Annotated in this window: 17 protein-coding genes and 1 pseudogene; 7 read left to right on the plus strand and 11 right to left on the minus strand. The window is 72.1% G+C overall.

Features of this window, described 5'->3' with window-relative positions; translation table 11 throughout:
* The first annotated feature begins 66 nt into the window (after positions 1-66).
* Positions 67-420: a PRC-barrel domain containing protein gene (locus ACFYXU_RS20205; protein WP_376511612.1), complete on the plus strand. Its 354-nt coding sequence runs from the start codon at positions 67-69 to the stop codon at positions 418-420.
* Between the two features lie 143 nt (positions 421-563).
* Here the strand turns inward: ACFYXU_RS20205 and ACFYXU_RS20210 are convergent, their stop codons facing one another.
* From ACFYXU_RS20210 to ACFYXU_RS20220, 3 genes are all read right to left on the minus strand, one after another.
* On the minus strand, positions 564-3,575 hold the full coding sequence (locus ACFYXU_RS20210; protein ID WP_389459009.1) for a hypothetical protein: 3,012 nt from the start codon (positions 3,573-3,575) through the stop codon (positions 564-566).
* A complete protein-coding gene (locus tag ACFYXU_RS20215; protein WP_361391796.1) occupies positions 3,576-5,456 on the minus strand; it encodes an HSP90 family protein in 1,881 nt (626 codons plus the stop codon). It lies immediately after the preceding gene.
* Between the two features lie 127 nt (positions 5,457-5,583).
* The gene (locus ACFYXU_RS20220) at positions 5,584-6,561 is read right to left on the minus strand and encodes a hypothetical protein (RefSeq protein ID WP_389459012.1); all 978 of its coding nucleotides are present in this window, start codon (positions 6,559-6,561) and stop codon (positions 5,584-5,586) included.
* A gap of 396 nt (positions 6,562-6,957) precedes the next feature.
* On the opposite strand from ACFYXU_RS20220, the gene ACFYXU_RS20225 reads away from it, so the two are divergent.
* From ACFYXU_RS20225 to ACFYXU_RS20235, 3 genes are all read left to right on the plus strand, one after another.
* Positions 6,958-8,070: a hypothetical protein gene (locus ACFYXU_RS20225; RefSeq protein ID WP_389459014.1), complete on the plus strand. Its 1,113-nt coding sequence runs from the start codon at positions 6,958-6,960 to the stop codon at positions 8,068-8,070.
* Positions 8,071-8,378: 308 nt separating this feature from the next.
* Positions 8,379-9,014 (plus strand): hypothetical protein, encoded by a 636-nt coding sequence (locus tag ACFYXU_RS20230; protein WP_389459016.1) that lies wholly within the window; start codon positions 8,379-8,381, stop codon positions 9,012-9,014.
* A gap of 158 nt (positions 9,015-9,172) precedes the next feature.
* Entirely contained in the window at positions 9,173-10,135 is a 963-nt protein-coding gene (locus ACFYXU_RS20235; RefSeq protein ID WP_389459018.1) for a patatin family protein, read from the plus strand.
* A 106-nt stretch (positions 10,136-10,241) separates the two neighbouring features.
* Here ACFYXU_RS20235 and ACFYXU_RS20240 read toward each other — a convergent pair whose 3' ends face one another.
* The 4 genes and pseudogenes from ACFYXU_RS20240 to ACFYXU_RS20255 all read right to left on the minus strand — a co-directional run.
* Positions 10,242-11,261 (minus strand): MASE1 domain-containing protein, encoded by a 1,020-nt coding sequence (locus ACFYXU_RS20240; RefSeq protein ID WP_389459020.1) that lies wholly within the window; start codon positions 11,259-11,261, stop codon positions 10,242-10,244.
* A 145-nt stretch (positions 11,262-11,406) separates the two neighbouring features.
* Entirely contained in the window at positions 11,407-12,249 is an 843-nt protein-coding gene (locus ACFYXU_RS20245; protein ID WP_389459023.1) for a PP2C family protein-serine/threonine phosphatase, read from the minus strand.
* Positions 12,250-12,538: 289 nt separating this feature from the next.
* Positions 12,539-13,273: a hypothetical protein gene (locus tag ACFYXU_RS20250; RefSeq protein ID WP_389459024.1), complete on the minus strand. Its 735-nt coding sequence runs from the start codon at positions 13,271-13,273 to the stop codon at positions 12,539-12,541.
* A 273-nt stretch (positions 13,274-13,546) separates the two neighbouring features.
* A pseudogene (locus ACFYXU_RS20255) lies at positions 13,547-13,690 on the minus strand (BTAD domain-containing putative transcriptional regulator); the annotation flags it as partial.
* A gap of 314 nt (positions 13,691-14,004) precedes the next feature.
* Between ACFYXU_RS20255 and ACFYXU_RS20260 the strand changes: the two are divergent.
* From ACFYXU_RS20260 to ACFYXU_RS20270, 3 genes are all read left to right on the plus strand, one after another.
* Positions 14,005-15,345, plus strand: coding sequence for a hypothetical protein (locus ACFYXU_RS20260; RefSeq protein ID WP_389459026.1), 1,341 nt, complete (start codon positions 14,005-14,007; stop codon positions 15,343-15,345).
* Between the two features lie 161 nt (positions 15,346-15,506).
* Positions 15,507-16,226: a helix-turn-helix domain-containing protein gene (locus ACFYXU_RS20265; RefSeq protein WP_389459028.1), complete on the plus strand. Its 720-nt coding sequence runs from the start codon at positions 15,507-15,509 to the stop codon at positions 16,224-16,226.
* 43 nt (positions 16,227-16,269) lie between these two features.
* On the plus strand, positions 16,270-16,824 hold the full coding sequence (locus ACFYXU_RS20270; protein ID WP_389459030.1) for a dihydrofolate reductase family protein: 555 nt from the start codon (positions 16,270-16,272) through the stop codon (positions 16,822-16,824).
* 69 nt (positions 16,825-16,893) lie between these two features.
* On the opposite strand, the gene ACFYXU_RS20275 is transcribed toward ACFYXU_RS20270, so the two are convergent.
* From ACFYXU_RS20275 to ACFYXU_RS20290, 4 genes are all read right to left on the minus strand, one after another.
* Positions 16,894-17,760: an MOSC domain-containing protein gene (locus ACFYXU_RS20275; RefSeq protein WP_389459032.1), complete on the minus strand. Its 867-nt coding sequence runs from the start codon at positions 17,758-17,760 to the stop codon at positions 16,894-16,896.
* On the minus strand, positions 17,748-18,395 hold the full coding sequence (locus ACFYXU_RS20280) for a hypothetical protein (RefSeq protein ID WP_389459034.1): 648 nt from the start codon (positions 18,393-18,395) through the stop codon (positions 17,748-17,750). Before ACFYXU_RS20280 ends, ACFYXU_RS20275 begins: the two co-directional genes overlap by 13 nt.
* Positions 18,396-18,856: 461 nt before the next feature.
* Positions 18,857-19,831 carry an alpha/beta hydrolase gene (locus ACFYXU_RS20285; protein ID WP_376513641.1) on the minus strand — a complete coding sequence of 325 codons (975 nt, stop codon included), beginning with the start codon at positions 19,829-19,831 and terminating at the stop codon, positions 18,857-18,859.
* A gap of 333 nt (positions 19,832-20,164) precedes the next feature.
* Positions 20,165-20,749 (minus strand): DUF2188 domain-containing protein, encoded by a 585-nt coding sequence (locus ACFYXU_RS20290; protein WP_389459036.1) that lies wholly within the window; start codon positions 20,747-20,749, stop codon positions 20,165-20,167.
* Positions 20,750-20,850 lie beyond the last annotated feature (101 nt).

The raw sequence follows: 20,850 nt of genomic DNA on the forward strand, positions 1-20,850 counted from the left end.
TTTTCCGAGAACACGGAACGGCAGGAGAACACCACGGCCACCGGCCGCACCGGAGAGGAAGCACACGTGATTCGTGATGTCTGGACGTACACCGAGACGGCGACCCACGCGAGGGAACTGGATATCACGGGCTACAAGGTCGAGTGCTCCGACGGCGGCATCGGCAAGGTCGACAAGCACTCGGCCGAGGTCGGCAGCAGCCATCTCGTGGTGGACACGGGTCCGTGGATCATCGGCCGCCAGGTCGTCATCCCGGGCGGAGTGGTCACCGCCGTGGACGTCGCGACGGAGACCGTCTTCGTCAGCTGTACCAAGGAACAGATCAAGAACGCCCCCGAGTTCGTCCCCGGACAGGAGGACGACGCGACAGGACAGCACAAGATGCGGTTCGTCGACTACTACCTGGCGTTCTTCCGGTAGAAGCCCGCTACCGGCGGAGGCGGACCGAGGGGCGAGCACCGGAGTGCTGCCGTGAGGCACGGATGCCGCAGACATCGAGCGAGCAGGGGGCGGGGCCCCGGTCTTCGGGACCGGGGCCCCGCCCCCTTCGGAGCCTCTGCCGCTCAGCGCGAGCGGAGCTCCTGACGGAGGGCGTCCAGGACGTCGGCCGCCTGGGGGTGGCCCGCCTGCCGGCAGCGGGCCGAGGCCGCTGTCAGACGGGTGAGGGCGGCGGCGGCACGGTCGAGGCCGTTGCCCTCGATCAGGGCGGCGACGCGGACCGCCTCGGCTCGCGGGAGTTCGCCCCGTTCGCCGCCCTCCTCGTGCGCGGCGATCGCGGACTCGGCCTCCGGCAGGGCCTCGTCGAAGCGGCCCGCCTCGGCGAGGACGCGGGCGCGGCGGTAGTGGTTCTCCCCGCGCTCGTACCAGACGGCGAAGTCCTCCTGGTCCGACGGCACGGCGGCCAGGACGGCGTCGGCGCGGGCGAGGTGCTCCAGAGCGGTGTCGATGCCCTCGCTGTCGCGAGTCTGGAGGGTGAGGCGGGCGAACTCCCGCATCATCAGCGTGATGAGCGGAGGGTGGGGGGCCTCGGCGTGAGCGGCGAGGGCGCGTTCGTACGCGGCGTCCGCCGCCTCCCAGCGTTCGGCGAGCGCGAGGGTCGTCGCCGCTTCCGCCGCCACCAGGGTGAGGACGTCGCCACGGTCCTCCTCCGACCAGCCCGCGACGGTGTCGGCGAGCCGGAGCAGCTCCTCCGCCGCCGGAAGGTACTCCTCCAGGTCGCGCAGCCCACGGCCGAGGGTCAGTCGGCCCTGGGCGGTCATGCGGGCGTCCACGGTGGGCGGCACGTCGGTGAGGGCGGACTCCAGCACGGCGACGGCGTCTGCCTGCCGGCCGGACCGGGCCAGGACGTCGGCGAGCTGGAGGCGTGCCTCGACGGCGCTTCCGGGGGCGTCCGCCTGGTCGAACCGGGCGGCGGCCTCGGAGAGGTGACGGACGGCTCCGCCGACGTCGTCGAGGTGCGTGGAGGCATGGCCGAGCAGCAGGTACGTCGGGCCGAGCGGGAGAGTGGGGTCGTCGTGCGCGAGGGCGTCGGCGATCACCGAGTGGAGCAGGTCCGTGGCCTCCTGCGGCCGCTGCTGGGCGAGGAGGATCTGGGCGAGGTGCAGGGACGGGCGCGGTCGCCGCCAGGGACGCCCGGCGGACTCGATGTCCCGCAGTGCGGCGCGCAGTTCCTCCTCGGCCTCGGCCAGGGCGCCTCGGCGGGCCAGGAGGTCGGCCCGGAACTGGCGGGCGTTGGCGGCCTGGTGGGGATAGCCGAGGCGGCTGGCCTCGGAGCACAGGGTGTCGGTGCTCGTCTCGAACCGCTCGGTGAGGGCGGCCACCTGGCCCTTCCGGTCCGGGGCCTCCTGGTCCTCTTCCGTGTCGGTCAGGGCGATGTGAAGCTCCTGGAAGGCGGAGAAGGCCACCGAGTACCGGACCGCGAGGTACGCGAGGATGCGCTCCGCGCGCAGGTCGGCACCGTAGAAGGCCTCGGCCGCGCCGAGGGGCTCTCCGTCGAAGGGGGCCGAGGTGAGCAGCCTTTCCGCCTCGCGGAGCAGCTCGTCGAGGGCGGTCCGGTCCGGGGCGTGGGCCGGGGCGTCCCCGTCGCGGGAGCCCGGGGAGGTCACCCACGCACGGGCGCGGGCCCGGGCGGCGAGCGCGTGCCAGGGCATGTCCAGCTTCTCGAAGTGCCCTGCGGCCGTGTCGAGTTCGACGGCGCCGCTCGTGTGCCGGTCCTTGAACCAGAGCTGCTGTGCCCTGTCCTCGGCGAGCTCCGCGGCGAGGAGGTCCTCGGGGCCGAGGGCGTCGTCGTACGGCTCTGTGGCGTCGGCGAGTCGCTCGGCGACGCGCGTCCAGAGCCTGGTGTCGCCGGGGTGTCCGTCGCGTGCCAGACGGCGGGCCTCCCGCACCAGGTCGGCGAAGTCGTCGGGGATCGCGATCCCCGCGGAGGCCGGGGCGACGGGCGCGGCATCGGCCGAGTCGGTACGGGCGGCGGTGACGCGCAGGCCGAGCGGGAGGGGCTCGTCGAGCAGCGGGGCGAGGGCGAGTCGGGCGCGCCGACCGTCGCCGACAGCTGTCGTGCCGTTGCGCGCGTCGAACGCGCCGGCGAGTGCTTCGGCCTCGCCCCGTACGTGCGCGAGGAGCTCGGCGGCGGTCCACGCGGGGCCGGGCGGGCCGGCGACGGCGGTGTCGTCGTGGCCGGCCTCGACGAGCCGGGCGAGGAGCACCTCCGCGCCGGTGAGGAAATGCAGGTGGTCCAGAGGGGCGCCCTTCGCCTCGAAGAGGGGCCGGTTCTCCGCGAGGATCTCCAGGCCGCGGCCCTCGTTGCGGGAGTGGGCGCAGAACTCCAGGTGGTGGCCGACCTCGGCCTGCATGCCGGTGGCTCCGCGCACCCTGCGGTATCCGGTGAGGTGGTGGGAGCGCGCCTCGTCGACGCGTCCCGCGCGCAGCAGCGGGAGCAGCGCCCGTGCCTGGCTCATCTGGGGTTCCTCGCTGCACTCCTGCTCGCGGTCGAGGACCGGCCGCCAGATGTCGAGGGCGGCGGTGTCGTCGCCCTCGACGACGTGGTGCCAGGCGTGGTGGCGGGTCTCGCAGGCCTCGCAGTCGCTGAGGTCGGTGCGCGGGCGGGTGGCCCAGAGGTCGTACGCGTCGGCGGCTCCGGCACCCGTGTGGTGGGCGAGGTGGTAGCGCATGGCCGCCACGGGCTGGACGCCGTGGTCCGCGGCCTCGTACCGGCTGCGCATCTGGTCGATCCAGCCGTCGATCGACGCGAGGGGCATCTCGGGCACCTGGAGGAGCGAGGTGGTCACCCACTTGAAGCGCCAGAAGACCTGGTGCGCCTCGTAGGGGCTGAAGGACTCGGGGGTGGTGTCCCAGAGCTTGAGGATGCGGGCGAAGACGACGGGCGACTTGCGCTGCTCGCCGGTGAACTCGTACGCGGTCATGAGTTCCAGGAGCGCGGTGACGAGCACGTCGGCCTTCTCGAAGACCTCGGCGGTCTCGACGAGCTCCTCGGCGGTGACGGTGCGTACCGGCCCGTGGGGGCGCTCGTGGTTCTCGCGGAGCGCTTCGACGACGGCCTCGGGTGTGTCCAGCATTTACAGTTCCTTCCGGGGCTCGGAGCCGGGGGCCGCTTCGCCGGGCTGGTGCATGGCGTGGGTGAGCAGGCCGATGAAGGCGCGGTTGAGCAGGGCGCTCTCACTGGCGCGCAGTGGACGCCGGCTGAGCAGCAGAGCCTGGCCGTAGAGGGCTTCGGCGGTCGTGACCGCGAGACCGCGCTCGCCGATGGTCAGGGCCTGGCGTACCAGCGGGTTGAGGTGGTTCAGGACGAGCTGGGCGCGCGGGGTCTCGGCGCGGAGCGAGCCGAGGATGTCGGCCCACAGGCCGTCGCTGTCGGCGGCGAGGCTCGACCGGGTGCGTTCGTGCCGGGCGTCGCGGTTGTCCAGCAGCAGGGCGGGGGCGGTGACGGGCTGGAAGTCGCGCAGGACGACGTCGCAGTCGTGGACGCCGATCGTCTCGCGGGCGATCGCGAGGAAGGCGGCGGCCCGCAGTTCGGCGCGGGGGTCGACGGCGTCGAGGTGGGCGGTGACGGTCGTCGGGTCCAGGTCGGTGACCGTCGTGCCGGGCCTGATCTCCGGCAGCCGGTGGACGAGGTCGCGGTCGTAGGTGTAGCCGCCGTTGACGACACCGAGACCGGCGGCGGAGGCGATCGGCGCGACCTGGCGGAACTCCTCGACGCTCCGGGTCACGAGGAGCGTGCGGTGGGTCCGGGCGAACTCCTCCAGGGTCACGTTGCCGTCGGTGGTCTCGAACGGCAGCCAGGGCAGCACGATGCGGAGGAGTTCGTCGTCGTGGCGGGCGAGCGCCTTCACCGCGAGGTGGTGGGTGTCGATGAAGCGGTGCAGGAGGGCGGGGTCGCTGGCGGCGAGCCCGGTGAGCCAGTCGCGGATCCGGTCGCCGAGGGCGTCCCGTACGGCGGACAGCGTGCCGTCCTCGTACAGGGACTCGCGGGAGGCCGTCGGCCGCAGACTGGTGGTGTCGACGACGCAGCGGACGAAGAACGCCCATTCGGGCAGCAGTTCGGGCGCCTGGTCGGTGAGGAGCATGCCCTTGAGGTGGACCCGGTGCCCGGCGCGCTGGGCCGGGCTGACCGCCGTCGGCTGGACGTAGGCGACGCCCCGCAGTCCCGCGGCGGGGAGGTCCAGCTCGATGGTGTCGAGCGGAGCGAAGTCGAAGAGCTCCCGGCAGTACGCGGCGTACGCCTCCCGCTTGGCGAGCGGGGAGCGGTGCGTCTGCTCCCACGGCGGCGCCGCGTTGATCCGGTGGCTCTCGCCCCGCGCGTCGACGACGGTGACGTCGTGGCGCAGGAGGCCGCCGTAGTGCCGGGCGAGGGAGATGACCTGCTGGGGGGTCGTCCATTCGGCGTTGTCGGCGCGCGGGACGAGCTTCACGGTGGTGCCGGGCTCGGGGAGCGCCGCGGACGGCAGGGTGCGGATGGTGTAGCGGCCGTCGGAGTGACCGCGCCACTCGACGGTGGGCGCGGCCGGGTCGGCGGCGGAGCGGCTCAGCACGGTGATCTCGTCGGCGACCACGAAGCACGCGAGCAGGCCGATGCCGAACTGGCCGATGAAATCGCCGCGCGCCGCGTCGAGTCCCGCGCCGTCGAGCGCGCCGTCGACGGTCCGCTTGGAGCTGCGTCCGATCGTGGCGAGGAACCGGTGCACATCCGCCTCGGACAGGCCGATGCCGGTGTCCGTGATGGTCAGCGTCTCACCGGTGCGCACGGTGATCGTGGCGGGGGCGCCGGGCGTGAGGGCCTGGCGGGCGGTGAGGGCGTCGACGGCGTTCTGCATCAACTCGCGCAGGTAGACGCGGGGACTGGAGTAGAGGTGGTGGGAGAGCAGATCGACCAGACCGCGCAGGTCCACCTGGAAGGTGTGGGCGGTCGGGGACGTCTCGGAGCTCTGCGAGTGGGACACCTGGGGCGGTCCTTCGGTGCGTGCCGGCGTGCGCGAGGGCGCGGCGCGGCGTGAACGGGTGTGTCGTGCGCCGGGGGCGTGGTGAGCCCGTGGGCGGACGGGGGGCGCTGGTGCGGTACGGCCGCGGTCAGCCGCCGGTGTACCCGCGGTACTCCTTGTACGCCTTGGCCGGATCGGAGCCGTCGACGTAGTACCAGGGGAACTCGGTGACCTTGCCTTCCGTGGCCCGGAAGCACTCCCGCGCGGAGGCGACGTCGCCGGCCAGCGCGAAGGCCATCGCGAAGGTGTTGTAGACCTGGAGCCAGCCGCGTCCCCGGACGAAGTCCGGGTGGCGGATCGAGTGGTCCGCGGCCTCGCCGAGCGAGGCGACCACCTCGGGGCGCCGGATGTAGCGGGAGTCCGAGCCGGAGTCGAGGGCCAGCCAGTGCTCCAGGTGCGCGACCGCGACGAGCTGGCCGAGGAGCGTCCCGCCGGGTGCCGCGAAGGCCGACGAGCGCGCGAACGCGTGCATCTCCTCGTGCGAGCCGCCCCACTTCTCGCAGACCTGCTGCAACCGCTGCTGGTGCGCGCCCAGGTGATGGGGGTCGCGCCGCACGGTCGCCTCGAAGCGCCGCCGGGCCACGTCCGGTCCGACCCGGAGTCCCCGGCCGGTGGCCTGGAGGGCGTACCAGGGCGAGGTCCATCCGGGTTCGCGCTCGGCGACCTCGTACAGCCAGGTCTCGGCCGTGGCCAGCCGGTCGTGGAAGAGCTCGAACTGCTCCCGGGACATGTGCGAGGCAGGGGCGCTGGTCCTGGCCTCCCACGCCCAGCTGATGTGGCGGACGGCGGCCACGAGTCGCGGCAGGGGGGCCTGGGGGTTCGCCGCCACGACGTCGGCGATCCACCGTTCCGTGCCGGCGACGTCGCCGACGGCCCACAGAAGACCCGTACGGTCCTCGCTCTCGGGCCGGGCTTCGAGCACGTCCCGCACGGTCGCCCAGTCAGCCGCCTCGGCGGCCTCCCGGACGCGCCGGGCGTCCGGATCGCCGGAGCCCTTGTCGACGTGCGCGACGGGTCTGCCCGTCCACCGTCCCAGGGTGTTCCCCAGGTTCCTGAGCAACGCCATGTCCCCACCCCTTGCTGTCGCACACGGGTGGTTGATGATCGTCCCACCCGGGGGTAGTGACTATCACGCGGGGCTGACAATCGCACACCAGTATTGATGGGGTGACGGGTGGGGCGAGAGGCCCCTCGTGACCCGGCCATGAGCAGGACGTCCAGCGTCGACTCGGGGTCGAGGCTGCCCGGTCCAGGCGTCTCGGCCCTGCCCGGACACGGGGGCGCCCGGAGTCGCCCGGCGGCAACCTCACGGCAGGAGCGCGACGCGTCGCGCGGTGCGCGAACCGTCACCACGCGTCCGGCGAAGGAGCGGAAACACCTGCCCCCGCGAAGCTCTGACCTCGCGCTTTCCGTTGGCCTGAACTATTGCGGAGCGTCACCGGGTCGGGAATGATCTCGCGCCGTGACACTCTTCCTCGGCGCCGTGCTCGTGATGCTCCTCGGCATGCTCTACCGCGCCCTGTTCAGCCCTTCCAACGCCACCACCTGGGTCGCGGGCAACTTCGTCGCCGCCCACCACGGGCTCCCGCCCCGCGAGACACTCGACTCCCGGCGCGCCGGGCCACCCCCTGCGGCGCACCTGCGGGAGGAGCGGCAGGCCGTCGTCGACGCCGCCCGGGCGGGGGAGTGGAAGACCACCGCGCGCTACGTCGCCGAGGCGGGCGAGGACTGGGACGAGCGCTGGACCCGGCTCGCACTCCTCCAGCAGGTCGCGGAGGAGGACGACGCCTGGCTGGAGGCCTGGAGCACCGCCGCACCGGACGACTGCGACGCGGCGACCCTCCGGGCGAGCCTGATGGTCCACCGCGCGTGGGCGATCCGGGGCGACGGGTACGCCCACGAGATCCTGACCTCGGACATGGAGCGCTTCAAGGCGATGCTCGCGGCAGCGATCGAGGAGGCGCGGAAGGCGGCTCTGCTCGATCCGGCGAACCCGGGCCCGTGGGTCGTCATGGTCACGGCGGCACGCGGCGCGCAGTACCGCCGCGCGGCCTTCAGGCCGCTCTGGAACGGGCTCGTCGCGCGTGCGCCGTACCACTACGAGGGCCACTGGCAGGGGCTCCAGTACTGGTGCGCCAAGTGGTTCGGCAGCGACCGGCGCATGCTGCGATTCGCCCGCCAGGCCGTGCGCAAGGCCCCCGCGGGCAGCCCGCTCGCCGGGATCTACCTGCATGCGCTCGACGAGCTCGCCGCACAGTCCGCCGCTGACTCCGGGACCGTCACGCCGCTCACCAGGAGCATGCTCAAGCGGATCGCCGTCTCGTTCGACCAGGTCGCACCCGACGACGAGCGTCTGCCGGTGCTGCGGCATCTCCTGGCCCATCACATGCTGAGGTCGATGCTGTACGCGGGAGCCCTGGAGCAGTTCCGCCGGATCGGGCCCTGGTGCGGCGCCCCGCCCTGGCGGAAGAACGGCAACGCGGTCGTGGCCTTCGAGAACGCCCGCGGGACCGCCGCGAGACTCTCCCGCGCCCGCCCCACCCCGGCTCCGCAGACCCACGGCATCGTCCGCTGAGACGGCGCGTCGGACCGGCTCTGTGGACGATCTCGAACCGCCGACCCTCAAGGCCATGCGCCCCGTGCCGAAACCGCCGTCGTCCACGCACACATGACGAACTCGATCCGATCGCACCTTACGCCGAGCGCAGGGCGACGTGCCTGCCGCGTGCGGGGCCCGAGAGGGGTGCGTTTGGTCGCTGGGGCGGACGGCTGCCAAGATCTACTGCGATGGCGACGGGGGAGTTGCGTGCGCGGTCCGTCGGGTAACAGGCAACGGGGAGAACGGTTTTGAAGACACGTCCTGGTTCGAAGACGGTTGTGCTGGTGGCGCTGGCGGCCCTCGTCACGGGCTGTGGAGGGTCTGCCTCCGACACGGCGCCGACGAAGCCCTCCGCCGGCCACAGCGCCGGATCAGGATCGGGATCGGGACCGGACGGCTCGTCTGCCGGAACAGTCGGCTTCGACACCGTCTTCAAGACCGAAGAGAGGTTTCAGCAGGCGTTGCCCGACCCGGCCTCGATGGCCGGATGGACTCCGCAGAACGCGAGCGCGCTCATCGAGGACGACCCCGAGCCGGCGGCGCAGTGTGCTTCGAGCCGCGACTGGGAATGCGCCAAGATCGCGCACGGCGAAGCGAACTTCGAGGCGTTCGGTGAGGAAGCAGACTTCGACATCACGGCTTTCGTCGACAAGGCCGGCGCCGGGGAAGCCTGCCGCAAGGAGGCGACCTGGTCCGCCAAGTACACCAAGGCGCCCGGAGCCGCTGTCTCCGATGTCGAGAGCCACGCGTACTACCGGAACGTCGGAGGCGAGAACGGTCTCTACGTGACCATGTGCCTCGGTACGGTCGTCGCCGAGGTGACGCTGGCAGGACCCAACAGCTCCCTGGATCCCGACACCGCCCACTCCCTGGCGCAGCAGTTCGTCCCCCGGATCCAGAAAGCGGCAGCGGCGTCCTGAAGCGCCCGACGGCGGCGGGCCGGATCGGTGTCCGCTGACTCGTCGCAGTGGGCGGGTGCTCGGGCCGACGAAGTCGAGCGTGCTTCGGTACCGGGCCCGAGGCGTGACGGTCCCGGGCCGCCCCGGGCCGGGTGGAAGAGACAGACAGAGGAGGGCGCATGCGCCGAGAGATCCCCGACACCGACGACCGGCACGAGGTGCTGCGCGTCATCACCGAGCGCACGCGCGACGGCAGCCGCCCCGGCGAACGCGGCGACGCCCTGCGGGTGGCTCTGGTCATCGAGGGCGGCGGCATGCGCGGGACCATCTCCGCCGGGATGGCCCTCGCCCTGCACGAGGCGGGCGTCGCCGACGCGTTCGACGCCGTGTACGGTGCCTCGGCGGGAGCGATCACCGGAGCGTGGTTGCTCAGCGGCACCCCGGAAAAGCTGACCGGCTGGGCCGAACCCGCCTATGCGAAGGCGATGATCCGACCCGTCAACTTCTGGCGCGGACGCCCCGTCGTGGACGTCCGCAACCTGGTCGAATACCTCTACTGCGAGGTGGCCCCCATGGACTTCGACGCCGTCCTGGCCCACCCCGTCGAGTACCACCCGCTCGCCACCGACGCCCACACCGGCGCCTCCACCGACCTGCGCCCCCTGCTGACGGGCCCGGTCGAACTGCGCCTCGCCCTCCGTGCGAGCGCGGCGCTGCCGTTCCTCGCGGGGCCGCCGGTCGAACTGGGCGGGAGGCACTTCTACGACGCGGGGCTCGCCGAGTCCATTCCCTACCGCACGGCGCTCGCCCAGGGCGCGACCCACGTCCTGGTCCTGCGCTCCCGTACGGCGCTGACGGCCGGGGCACCAGCGGGCGACGGCGCGGTACGCCCGTCCTACGGTGCCCGCCTCGTGGCGGCGACCGCCCTGCGCGGCTACCCCAAGGCCCTGCACGAGACCTACTTCGCCCGGCCCAGCCGTCTGCTGGAGGACGACGCCTTTCTCGAGCGCCAGGACGCCTCCGTACTCTCCGTACGACCCGCGCTCGACGCCCCTCAGGTCGGACGGCTCACGAGGGACGGCAAGAGCCTCCGCGCGGCCCTGGAAGCGGGCCGCGCGGCGATCGGACGTCTGCTCGCATAGGGGTGGGGTGCCGGGCACCGGCGGCCGACCTTCCGCGGCCAGGGATGGTGGCCAGGCGGCGGGCCCTCCCGGCCGCGCTGCTCCGGTTCGGGCTTCGGCGCGGGGATCACGGGCTCCCCTGCACGCCGTGCGGGGCTGCCCGGCTCTGGGCGGTGCCGGGTGGACCGGGTGAGGGCTCGCCCGCCGCGAGGTGCTCCAGGACCTCCGCCAGTTCCTGGCAGGCGCGGCGCACCGACCGGCGGGTCGCACGCTGCTCGGTGATGACGGAGGCGAGGAGCAGGGCGGTCAGGGCGGCGGAACCGTTGAACGCCTGGAGCTTGGCCATGATCTCGACGTCCGTGAGGTGGAGGAACGCGCCCCGCCCGGAGGTCGCCTCGAAGGTGGCCAGCACGGAGGCGAAGAGCGCGCACAGCATGCTTCCGGCGAGCTGGAAGCGGAGCGCCGCCCAGATCACCAGGGGGAAGACGAGGAACAGCATGCTCATCGGGCTGAGCACGGCCATGGGGATGAGGACCAGGGTCGCCAGCCCCAGAAAGGTCACCTCTTTCCAGCGCCGTACCCGGAACCGTCCGGCCGGGCCCACGAGGACGAGCAGGAGCGGGGCGACGAGCAGCACCCCCATCGTGTCGCCCACCCACCAGGCCAGCCAGACCGGCCAGAACTCGCTCGTGTCCAGGGAGCTCTTCGCCACCTGGAGTCCGACCCCGGCCGTCGCGCTGATCGTCATGGCGCCGAACCCGCCGAGGAAGACCAGGGAGAGTCCGTCCCGCAGCCGCGTCATGTCGTGCCGGAAACCGGCCCGTCTCAGGAGCAGGAAGGCACAGAGCGGCGCGACGGTGTTGCTGACCACGGTGACCACCGTCGTGGGACCGGGAGTGGTGAGGGAGGCGATGACGAGGAAGGAACCGAGGGCGATCCCGGGCCAGACCCGCACGCCGAGCAGCAGCAGGGCGGCGACCGCGACACCGGTGGGAGGCCAGATGGGGGTGACCACCACGCCTTCGACGACGAGGCGGCCCAGCAGGCCGAGTCGTCCGGCCGCGTAGTAGCACACCGCCACGGCCAGCGACATCAGAGCCGCCTCCGTGGAGAACCGGAACTGCCGAGTATCCAACACGTCAGCCATCAGACACCGGCCGGGCCGCCCCGACCGGGCAAGGCCCCTGCGTGTCGGGCGACGCCGTCCGGCAGGGGCCCGGGCGGGGCCCTCTCGTCACCCCTCGGCTGCCGGTAGGCCCGGCCCCGGGCGGGCCCGAGGCGCGCGCGTCTCCTCACCCCTCTGCTGCCGGTAGGGCCGGAGTACCGTCATGGCCGACGACCAGGACGGCCGCGTCGTCCTCGTGCCCCACGGTGGCCGCCAGCTTCATGACGGCGGTGGCGAGCGCGTCGACGTCCAGCCCGGCGACGGCGGTGATCCCGGCGAGCCGCGTCACCCGGTCCAGACCCTCGTCGATGTGGAGCGAGGGCCCCTCCACCACCCCGTCGGTCAGGAGGACGAAGACACCGTCGGCGGTGAGCCGGTGGCGCGTGGCCGGGTAGTCGACGCCCCGCAGCACACCGAGCGGAGGCCCGCCCTCGCTGTCGTCGATGCCGGAGCGGCCGTCGGCGGTGGCCCAGATGTAGGGGATGTGACCCGCCCGGGCGCACTCCAGGGTGCCGGCGGCGGGGTCGAGCCGCAGGAAGGTGCAGGTGGCGAAGAGGTCGGCGCCCAGCGAGATGAGCAGGTCGTTGGTGCGGCCGAGCAGCTCTCCCGGGTCTCCGGAGACCGAGGCCAGGGCGCGCAGCGCCACGCGGACCTGCCCCATGTATGCGGCGGCCTCGATGTTGTGTCCCTGCACGTCACCGATGGACATGCCGATCATCCCGCCGGGCAGGGGGAAGGCGTCGTACCAGTCGCCACCGACGTTCAGCCCGTGGTTGGCGGGCTCATAGCGGACCGCCAGGCGGGCGCCCGGGAAACGGGGCAGCTCCGAGGGCAGCATGCCGCGTTGCAGGGCCACGGCGAGCTCGACGCGGGAACGCTGCGTCTCGGCCAACTCCCGAGCCTTGGCGGTCAGCGACCCGAGCCGGACCAGCAGGTCCTCGCTGTTGTCGGCCGGGCGTCTGCGGAACATCGATCACTCCGACGTCGACCATCCTCGCATCACTCCGTCCCGTCTCCAGCCCACGGGACCACAGGGGACCACCTCGTTACGAACAGGTCCTCCCCACTCTGCCCGGAGGAGACGGAGTCCGCATCTCATGGCGGACGGCCCAGCCCCCTCCTCGAAGACGAGACAGGCACCGCGTCCAGTCGTACGTGAAGGCCGTGGGCTGGCCCCGTCGACGGCGGACTCCCCGCGTTGCACGCCGAGAGCCGCGAGGGGGCTCCGGCCTACAGCCACAGAGCGACAGCGGCCATGACTAGCACGCCTCCTGGTGGACGGCTGTGCCCAGACGGGTCGGCGTCAGCGCTCCGAGCAGGAGGTCTTTCGCGTCGGCCGCCAGGGCCGCCGCTTCTCTGAGCAGAGGTCTCGCTTCGTGCGGCGCGTCCAGAAGGAGGTGGGCGTCGGCCATGCACGTCAGGGCTTCGGCGAGCCCAACATGTGCGCCGGCGGCAATCGGGCCGGGTCTGGAGCCGGGCGCCCAGGATCCGCAGGGCGAGCGGCGGCCCGTCGCAGAGCCGCACGAGTGCGCGGGCCGCGTCCGGTTCGCGCTCCGCGCGGTCTGCTCCGACGAGGCTCCCGAAGAGGCGCAGGCTGTCGCCGTCGGGAGAAGGGGGTCCAGGGAGATCCGGCGCGTCGCGTCCAGGCCGGCCATCCGCCTTCGGCTGCTCATGATGACCGTGCTCCCGGGTCCGGACGGCAACTGGGGCCGCACCTGCCGGGCGTCCACCGCGTCCTCGAGCACCAGCAGACGCAGGTCGCTGGTCGCGGAGCGCCGAGCAGCGGTCAACTCGTCCTCACTGTCGCCAATTCGGGCGCCGTCGCCGCCCATCGCGCGCAGCATGCGGGCCAGGGCCCGTCGTGGCGAGAGAGGCCGGCTCGTCGCGTGAGCGCGCAGATCGAGGAAGAGGCAGCCGGCGGGGTGCTCTGGAACAAGTTCCCGGACTGCCTGGAAGATGAGCCTCGACTTGCCCATGCCGGGTGTTCCGTCCACCGCGACTACGGTGACGCCCCCCGAAGAGCTCCGCTCGGTGAGCCGGGCCGGCTCGCGCTGTCGGCCCACCAACGGTTCTCCATCACCCGGGAGTTCGTTCACCGAGGTCGGCGTCGGATTCGGAGTCGGGGTGGGGCCGAGTGCCGCGGCGCGATCCGGAGCCGGATCAGGTCTCGGCGTGGGACGGGTCGTGGGCGTCGGGCCCGGAGGCCGATCCGGGGAGGCGGCGACGGGCGGCAGCAGAACGGTGTCGTCGTGTCGGAGTACGGCTTCGTAGAGGTGGCGCGGCTCATCGCCCGGCTCGGTGCCGTGTTCCTCCCGCAGCCGCCCGCGCAGCGCGTGAAACGCGTCGAGAGCCTCCGCCTGACGTCCGTCGGCGTACAACGCCCTGACGCGGAGGGCGAGCAGACCCTCGTCCCAGGGGCAGGTCCGTCGTGTCCATGGTCACGGCATGGGACAGCCCCGCGCCCAGCCCCCTGCCCACGCTGCGCAATCGACCTCGCTCGGCCGAGAGGATCCGTCACCCCGCCGAGGAGCGCTCGCGGGCCGTACGGGTGGCGTCCCTCATCCGGAAGGATCACCGCGATAGCAGCTCGGAGGGGGCGCGGGCATCGTGACTCGGGTCTTGGACCGGGTCGAGCGGCCCGGTCGGCCGAGGCCGGCTTCAGACGGCCGGCGGCAAGAGACGCGGTCTGTGCTCCTGCGGGAGCCGGGAGAAGCAAGGAGACTCCATGGTGAACCACCGCCGCCCCGTCCTCGGACGGGTGCTGACCAGCGCGGCGATCGGCCTCGTCCTGGCCACCACGAGTGCGGGACTCGCACAGGCCAGCGGGAGCGTGGCCCCGGCCGCCCCCCAGCCGCGCGCGGTATGCCCGCCCACACCGTTGTGGGCCAACACCGGCGGAGCCACCGCGAGCCTCATCCAGTACGACAACGCGGGCAACACGATCAGCACCGCCCCCCTGGTCCGCGACTACGGCGACATCGCGTTCAGCCCGAACGGATCCACCCTCTACGGCATCAACTTCCCCGACGCGGCCACGCTCTACACGATCAACCCGGTCGACGGGGCGGAGACGGCGAGCACGCCGATCACGGGGCCGCTCGCCGCCGTGACCGCCATCAACGGCCTGACCTCCCGCGCGGACGGCATGCTGATCGTCGGCTCCTTCGCCACCAGCCAGATCTTCCTGCTCGACCCCGCCACCGGCGTCTCCACGCTGTTCCCCGCCTCCTTCCCGGCGGGCATCGTCTCGGCCGGCGACTTCATCACCCTGGACGACGGCGACATCCTCGCCTTCGGCGCCCCGGACACCACCAGCCCCTCTCCCGTCTTCCGGATCCGCCCCGACAACACCGTCATCCAGATCGGCATGGTCCCGCAGACCTTCGGTGCCGCCAAGTCCGCCGGCCAGGTGTACGCCTTCGCCTCCAACGGCGACATCAACCAGATCAACAGCTCCCCCACCACCGCGTCCACCGCGCCCCTGCCGGTCACGACCGTGAAGGCGACCGGCAGCGGCTTCTACGGCGCCACCTCCACCCAGGACGCCGGCACCTGCGTCGCCCCGGCCTACACGATCGCCAAGAAGGCGACCCCGGCGGGCAAGGCGCAGGAGGGTGACACCCTCACCTACACCGTCACCGTCAGGAACACCGGCACCACGGCCGCCAGCGGCAACTTCTCCGACGACCTCAGCGACGTCCTGGACGACGCCACGCTCGTCGCGGGCTCGGTGACCTCCACCTCCGGCACCGCCACCGTCACCGACAGCACCCTGACCTGGACCGGCACCCTCGCCCCCGGCGCCACCGCGACGGTCACCTACAAGGTGAAGGTCGACACCCCGGACAACGGCAACCGCCGGCTGACCAACGTCGCCGTACCGACGGCCCCGGGCGGCACCTGCGCCACCTCCCGCGGCTGCACCACCACGGTCAAGGTCGAGAAGAAGTGCGACAAGCCCGGCCACGGCGGCTACGGCGACGCCAACGGCTACGGAGACGACAACGGCTACGGCGACAGCAAGAGCAGGACCACGTGGATGAAGCCCACCGCGGTCACCCACTGACGCATCACCGCCGGGACCTGTCACCGAGCTGACCGCGTCCCGTCGTACGCACCGAGATCACCAGGGCCGCCTCCCCTGCCTGCCGGGGAGGCGGCCGCACCTCCGGACGGGGTGGGAGACTGGCGGCTCAGGCGGCAGCGGTGAGCGGGGGGTGGATCCGGTTGGGGCTGGAGATCGAGAGCCGTGCTTCGGAGCTGCCGCACATCGAGCGGGTCTGGCGCAGCCGAAGCGATGACGTGGGGCGGATGATGTCGATCGCGAACGCGCACGGGGAGCTCGTCTTCTGGGAGCACGAGGGCCGGGTGCGGGCCGCGGTGCTCGGCCCGGAGCCCGAGGCCGGCCTGGCGCCCGTCCCGAAGGACGCCACGTTCTTCGGCATCAGCTTCGCCGTCGGTACGTCGATGCCGCACGCGCCGATCGATCGGCTGGTCGGCGGCGGCGCGGAGATTCCCGACGTGACGCGGCGGTCCGTGTGGCTGAAGGGCTCAGCGTGGCACGTGCCCGACTACGACAATGCGGAGGCGTTCGTACGGCGGCTGGTGCGCGAGGGCATCGTGGACCGCGACCCGATCGTGCCCGCCGTCCTCGCCGGGGAGGTTCCCGACGTCTCCGAACGCACCCTCCAGCGGCGTTTCGCCGCCGCGACGGGCCTCACCCAGGGCGCCCTACGACAGATCCGCCGGGCCCGCCATGCGGCGGTACTGATCCAGGAGGGCGTCGCGGCACAGGACGTCGTCCACCAGCTGGGGTACTTCGACCAGCCGCACCTGGCGCGGTCCCTGACCCGATACATCGGCCGCACCGCCACTCGGCTGAGCGCACCGGACACGGCCGAGCCGCTGTCGCTTCTGTACAAGCCCTCGCCCACGGCACACGCGTAGCCTCCTGACGCAGCGACAAACCCGTACGCATCGTGGAGGAATCATGCGCAAGGTCGTTTCCGGTCTGTTCGTCTCGCTCGACGGTGTCGCCCAGTCGCCGAACGAATGGCAGTTCGCCTTCGACGAGGAGATGGGCGCCGCGCTCGCGGAGACTCTGGAGACGGCCGACGCGATCCTGCTGGGCCGTGTGACCTTCACCGAATGGGCCGGCTACTGGCCGACGGTGACCAGCGGGGACGACGCGGCCTTCGCCAAGTGGATCAACGACTCGCCCAAGTACGTGGTCTCGTCGACCCTGGACGGCGTCGACGGCTGGGCGAACAGCACACTCGTCCGTGGCGAGCTCGCGACCGCGATCGAGGAGCTGAAGGCGAGCGAGGGGAAGAACATCACCGTCGCGGGAAGCCCGACACTGGTGCGCTCGCTGCTGGAGCTGGACCTCCTGGACGAACTGGTCCTGCTGATCCACCCGGTGGTGGCCGGTGAGGGGCGCAAGAAGCTGTTCGCCGACGATGCCGCCCTGAAGAAGATGGAGCTGGTGAGTGCCCGGCCCACGAGCAGCGGAGTCATCATCGCGACCTACCGACCGGAGCGCTGAGAGGTCCTGTGCGGTCCGCGGCGACCAAGGGCGGGCAGAGGGCGCCTGACGTCCTCACCCCCGGTGTCCTCACAGCTCGGCGTCGCCCCACTCCGTGACGGCGACCTCGTCTCCGACCGACAGTTTCCCCGGCGTCAGCACAGAGAACTTCGCGCCGAAGACGACGCCGCCGCTCGCCGCTCGTCGATAGCCGGCGAGTGTGCGCAAGGGCTCCGGCCCCTGCCGCGCTCCGACGTCCTGCGCGACCATCGTGACGGCGCAGCGCACCGCGAGTTTGGCGTAGCCCAGTTCGGCACTGCCGATGGTGATGCGGCGCGCGCGGTCCTCGGCGTGCGGTAGGGCTGCCCAGTCGGCGTCCCCTTTGTGGTCGTGGCTGTCGACGACGATGTTCGGGCGGAAGCGGTCCATCGCCAGGGGCGGGGCGCCTCGGTCGGTCATCCGTCGGTTGAGGTGGGCGAGGGAGGCGCGGGACAGCAGGTGCACGGCACTGCTGTCGGCGTAGCCGGACGGGCCGGCGGTCAGGCCGTCGGCGATCCGGTCGTGTTCCGGCGGCACGCGGACGAGACGGCTGGCGGTGCCGAGGGCGTCCGAGAGCCAGGCGGCTACGTCGTCACCCTGGTCGATCCCCTGGAAGGAGGTGCCGAACAGATCGACGTCACGGCGTGCCGTGGACGTCGTCACGTCGAGGTGGACCGTGCCGTGATGGTCCGTGCTGACGGCCGAGTCCAGTGTGAGGCGGGTGCCGTCGGCGCTGATGGTGGGCCGGATCAGCGCGAGGCGAGGGTGCCGTCGCTGGGTGCGGAAGATTCCGTCCTCGCTGATGACCATGAAACTGCGGTCGTGCGCGAGCCCCGCCGGCATCAGGAGCGCAGCGGTCATCGACGTGCCCGCGCACCCCTTGACGGGATAGCAGATCAGATCCGTCACCCTGGCCATGCGCCGCCCCTTCCGTCCACGACCGTAGTCGTGTCGATCCCTCCACCATCAGCGACGGGTCCCGGATCCCGTCGCGTGCACGGACGAGCCTTGTGTCGTCGGTGGTAGGACCAGGTCACCGCCGCCAGCAGTGGACCCCACAACAGGAGTGGGGCGTACGCGGCGACGAAGAGCGCTTCGCCGGCCGAGATGCCGGGATCCGGACTGGGGGACGTCAGTAATCCTCCGAGGAAGAGCACCCACCACAGGAAGGTGACCACGAAGGCGCCCAGGGAAGCGACGACGACCGCGATCCTGTGGTCGACCGGGCGGCCTCCGAGCATCGGAATCCAACGCGGCATCACCTCCCCCCAAGGCCGTACCAGGCCCAGTGTGAGGTATGACGCGGCTTCCGTGAGTGCGCCTATGAGCAGTACGTAAGTCAGTGCAATGAAAACGGAGTTGTCCGGAAAGGCGGCGAGGAACTCTTCTCGCTCCATCACCCCGACCGGCACCCCAAGTACGAGCGCGATGCGCCACACCCCGGAGGGAACGGTTGACCAGACCACGATGCGGGCGGCACGCACCGCCCAGCGCGGGGGCGGCGGGACCGGCAGCACGCGGGATGCGGGCGGGGAGGGATCCGTCGTCGTCATGATCTGAATCTCTCGTACCGCCCGGCCCGGCACGTCACACTGCATGATGATCCGCCTCCCCCGCACGGGGGACCGGGCCGGCGGCGGAGAGACGTCTCTGCTCCACTCCCGCAAGATGTCGCAGCAGCCGAGCAGCCGAGCAGCCGAGCAGCCGAGCAGCCGAGCAGCCGAGCAGGCCGCAGTAGCCGTGGCAGACCGAAGAGACGATGCCGCCGCGCTCGTAGGTCTGCGCGGCGCGCTCGGCGGAGCGGGGCTCCTGGAGACAGGCGTACGGCTGGGTCCGCACCGCGCGGATGGCGTTGTCGCCGTGCTGGAGGCGGGAGCGTGAACTCCTCCGGTCGCGTCGACGCGTGGACCTGTCGCGGTGGCGCTCGTCGTGTCCCCCTCGACGCCCGGGGTCGGCCGGCGCGGCGACGGGCGGCAGACCCCTTTCGGTCTGCCGCCCGTGTGCCTGGCTGCACTCACCCCTGGTGGAGCGCCTTTCGCAGCGCGTCGACGGACAGCTGGCGCGCGACGTTGGTGGCCGGGGTGTCCCGCAGGCTGTCCAGCAGCATGAAGTCGTGGACGGTCCCGCCGATACGGACGGCGGTCACCTCGACGCCGGCCTCACGGAGCTTGGCGGCGTAGAGCTCGCCCCCGTCCCGCAGAACGTCCGCCTCCGCCGTGATGACCAGGGCGGGCGGCAGGCCCGCGAGGTCCCCGAGGGTCGCCCGCAGCGGAGAGGCGTACTTCTCCTCGCGCTGGGACTCGTCGGTCGTGTACGCGTCCCAGAACCACTTCATCCCGTCGCGGGTGAGGTAGTAGTGCTCCGCGAACTGGTGGTAGGACTGCGTGTCGAAGTCCGGCCCGGTCACGGGGTAGAGCAGGATCTGCGCCTTGAGCGCGAGCCCGCCGCGGTCCTTGTTCATCTGCGCGAAGACCGCGGACATGCACCCGCCGACCGACTCGCCGGCGACGGCGACGCGGGAGGTGTCGAGGCCGTAGTCGGCGCCGTTGGCCTGGAGCCACTGGCCGACGGCATAGTTCTGCTCGACCTGGGTGGGATAACCCTTCTCGGGTGCCCAGTCGTAGACGGGGAAGACGCCGGCGGCACCGGCCCCGACGGCCAGCTCGCGGAAGAGACGGTCGTGGGTCTTGTCGTCGCCGAAGACCCACCCGGCGCCGTGGATGAAGAAGACCACGGGCAGCGGGTCCGTGGCGCCCTTGGGCTTGATGATGCGGGTGCGGACGGTGCCCCACTCGCCGGCGTCGATGTCGACCCACTGCTCGTCGACCTCCGGGCGTGCGACGCCCGCGCCGCTCTGTAGATCGCTGAGGATCTTGCGCCCCTCCTCGGGCGGCACCTCGTAGATCCGCGGGTGTGGATCGGTGGCGTCGGCGAGCTCCCTCGCCTCAGGCTCCAGGTACGGCGTGGTGGGGGCTGGAAGATCGGTCATGGCTGATCCTTTCCTCGAATGCCGGTCCCTGCCCATCGGCGCTACGGACGGCCCGTACCCAGGCCGAGTGCCGCGACCGACTCTCTTCGAGGTGATCGCGGCACTCGTTCCGAGGTACGGACCGGCGAGCGGGAAGGCGGGCGAGCCGAGGGTGGGGGACCTCGGAGGGCGGCCCGGCGGGGGCACCTACCTTCTTACCTCAGCAAGCCCCCGCTCGCAGCGCACGGTTCCACCAGGGGCGCTGCTCGTGGCCGGAATACGGCACCCCTGGCGGGGGCTCCTCAAGGCTGCGCCACCCGGGCGACCGGGAACCAGCCCTACGAGGGGCCTGGGCTAGAACATGCCGCCGCGTGCACCAGCCCTGCGCCCACGCTCGCCGCGGGGTGCTTCGGAAGCTTCACCGTAGGCGTACGCGGTGCGGATGTGCCCGTCGCGGGCGTGGACCACTACCTGTGCGGGGACGTGCGCCTTCGCGTGCCGGCGTGCGGAGTCGATCGCTTCTCTCTGCGTGTGGTGGGGCTCGTGCAGGAGACGGCGCCCCTCCCTGCCCTCGACCTGCCATTTCAATCCCGCGGCTGCCGCGCGATCGGCTGACGGGGCGACGTGGTAGACGGTGCGTTTCGTGGCCATGATCGTTCTCCTCGCTCGCTGCCGATCGACGCAGAGCCGCTGGGCCGACGGGGCTGCTCGGAGCCTCGGCCCCGCTGTGTGCCGATCGAACGGCGTGCCCGACGCCGCCGGAGTGGCATGAGGCGCGTGCGAGGACGGCTGGGTGGTCTCCCGTGGCCTTCCCCTGGGCGTGGATCCCAAGGCATCGGCTACAGAGGCCGACCCCCTGCTGGGTCGATGCCCGTTGTCTCCCAGCGTACGTCTGAGGCGGCGGTCCGGACCGGGTGCCGCGCGAGTCCAAGGCGCCATGGAGGTGTGGATCTGCTACTTCGCAGGGGGGCGACGAAGGGCCGGGCCGGTGAGTGACCAAGGTCGGTGGTGCGTAGCGGTGTGTCACCGGGGGCTCGGGT

The organism is Streptomyces sp. NPDC002232, assembly GCF_042890295.1.
Taxonomy (GTDB): Bacteria; Actinomycetota; Actinomycetes; order Streptomycetales; family Streptomycetaceae; genus Streptomyces.

Bases quoted from the DNA above. Each gene is read 5' to 3' on its own strand.
- ACFYXU_RS20240 (WP_389459020.1), bottom strand. From the start codon at position 11,261: ATGGCTGACGTGTTGGATACTCGGCAGTTCCGGTTCTCCACGGAGGCG.
- ACFYXU_RS20210 (WP_389459009.1), bottom strand. From the start codon at position 3,575: ATGCTGGACACACCCGAGGCCGTCGTCGAAGCGCTCCGCGAGAACCAC.
- ACFYXU_RS20275 (WP_389459032.1), bottom strand. From the start codon at position 17,760: ATGGCCAGGGTGACGGATCTGATCTGCTATCCCGTCAAGGGGTGCGCG.
- ACFYXU_RS20290 (WP_389459036.1), bottom strand. From the start codon at position 20,749: ATGGCGCCTTGGACTCGCGCGGCACCCGGTCCGGACCGCCGCCTCAGA.
- ACFYXU_RS20280 (WP_389459034.1), bottom strand. From the start codon at position 18,395: ATGACGACGACGGATCCCTCCCCGCCCGCATCCCGCGTGCTGCCGGTC.
- ACFYXU_RS20285 (WP_376513641.1), bottom strand. From the start codon at position 19,831: ATGACCGATCTTCCAGCCCCCACCACGCCGTACCTGGAGCCTGAGGCG.
- ACFYXU_RS20220 (WP_389459012.1), bottom strand. From the start codon at position 6,561: ATGGCGTTGCTCAGGAACCTGGGGAACACCCTGGGACGGTGGACGGGC.
- ACFYXU_RS20260 (WP_389459026.1), top strand. From the start codon at position 14,005: ATGGTGAACCACCGCCGCCCCGTCCTCGGACGGGTGCTGACCAGCGCG.
- ACFYXU_RS20235 (WP_389459018.1), top strand. From the start codon at position 9,173: ATGCGCCGAGAGATCCCCGACACCGACGACCGGCACGAGGTGCTGCGC.
- ACFYXU_RS20270 (WP_389459030.1), top strand. From the start codon at position 16,270: ATGCGCAAGGTCGTTTCCGGTCTGTTCGTCTCGCTCGACGGTGTCGCC.
- ACFYXU_RS20245 (WP_389459023.1), bottom strand. From the start codon at position 12,249: ATGTTCCGCAGACGCCCGGCCGACAACAGCGAGGACCTGCTGGTCCGG.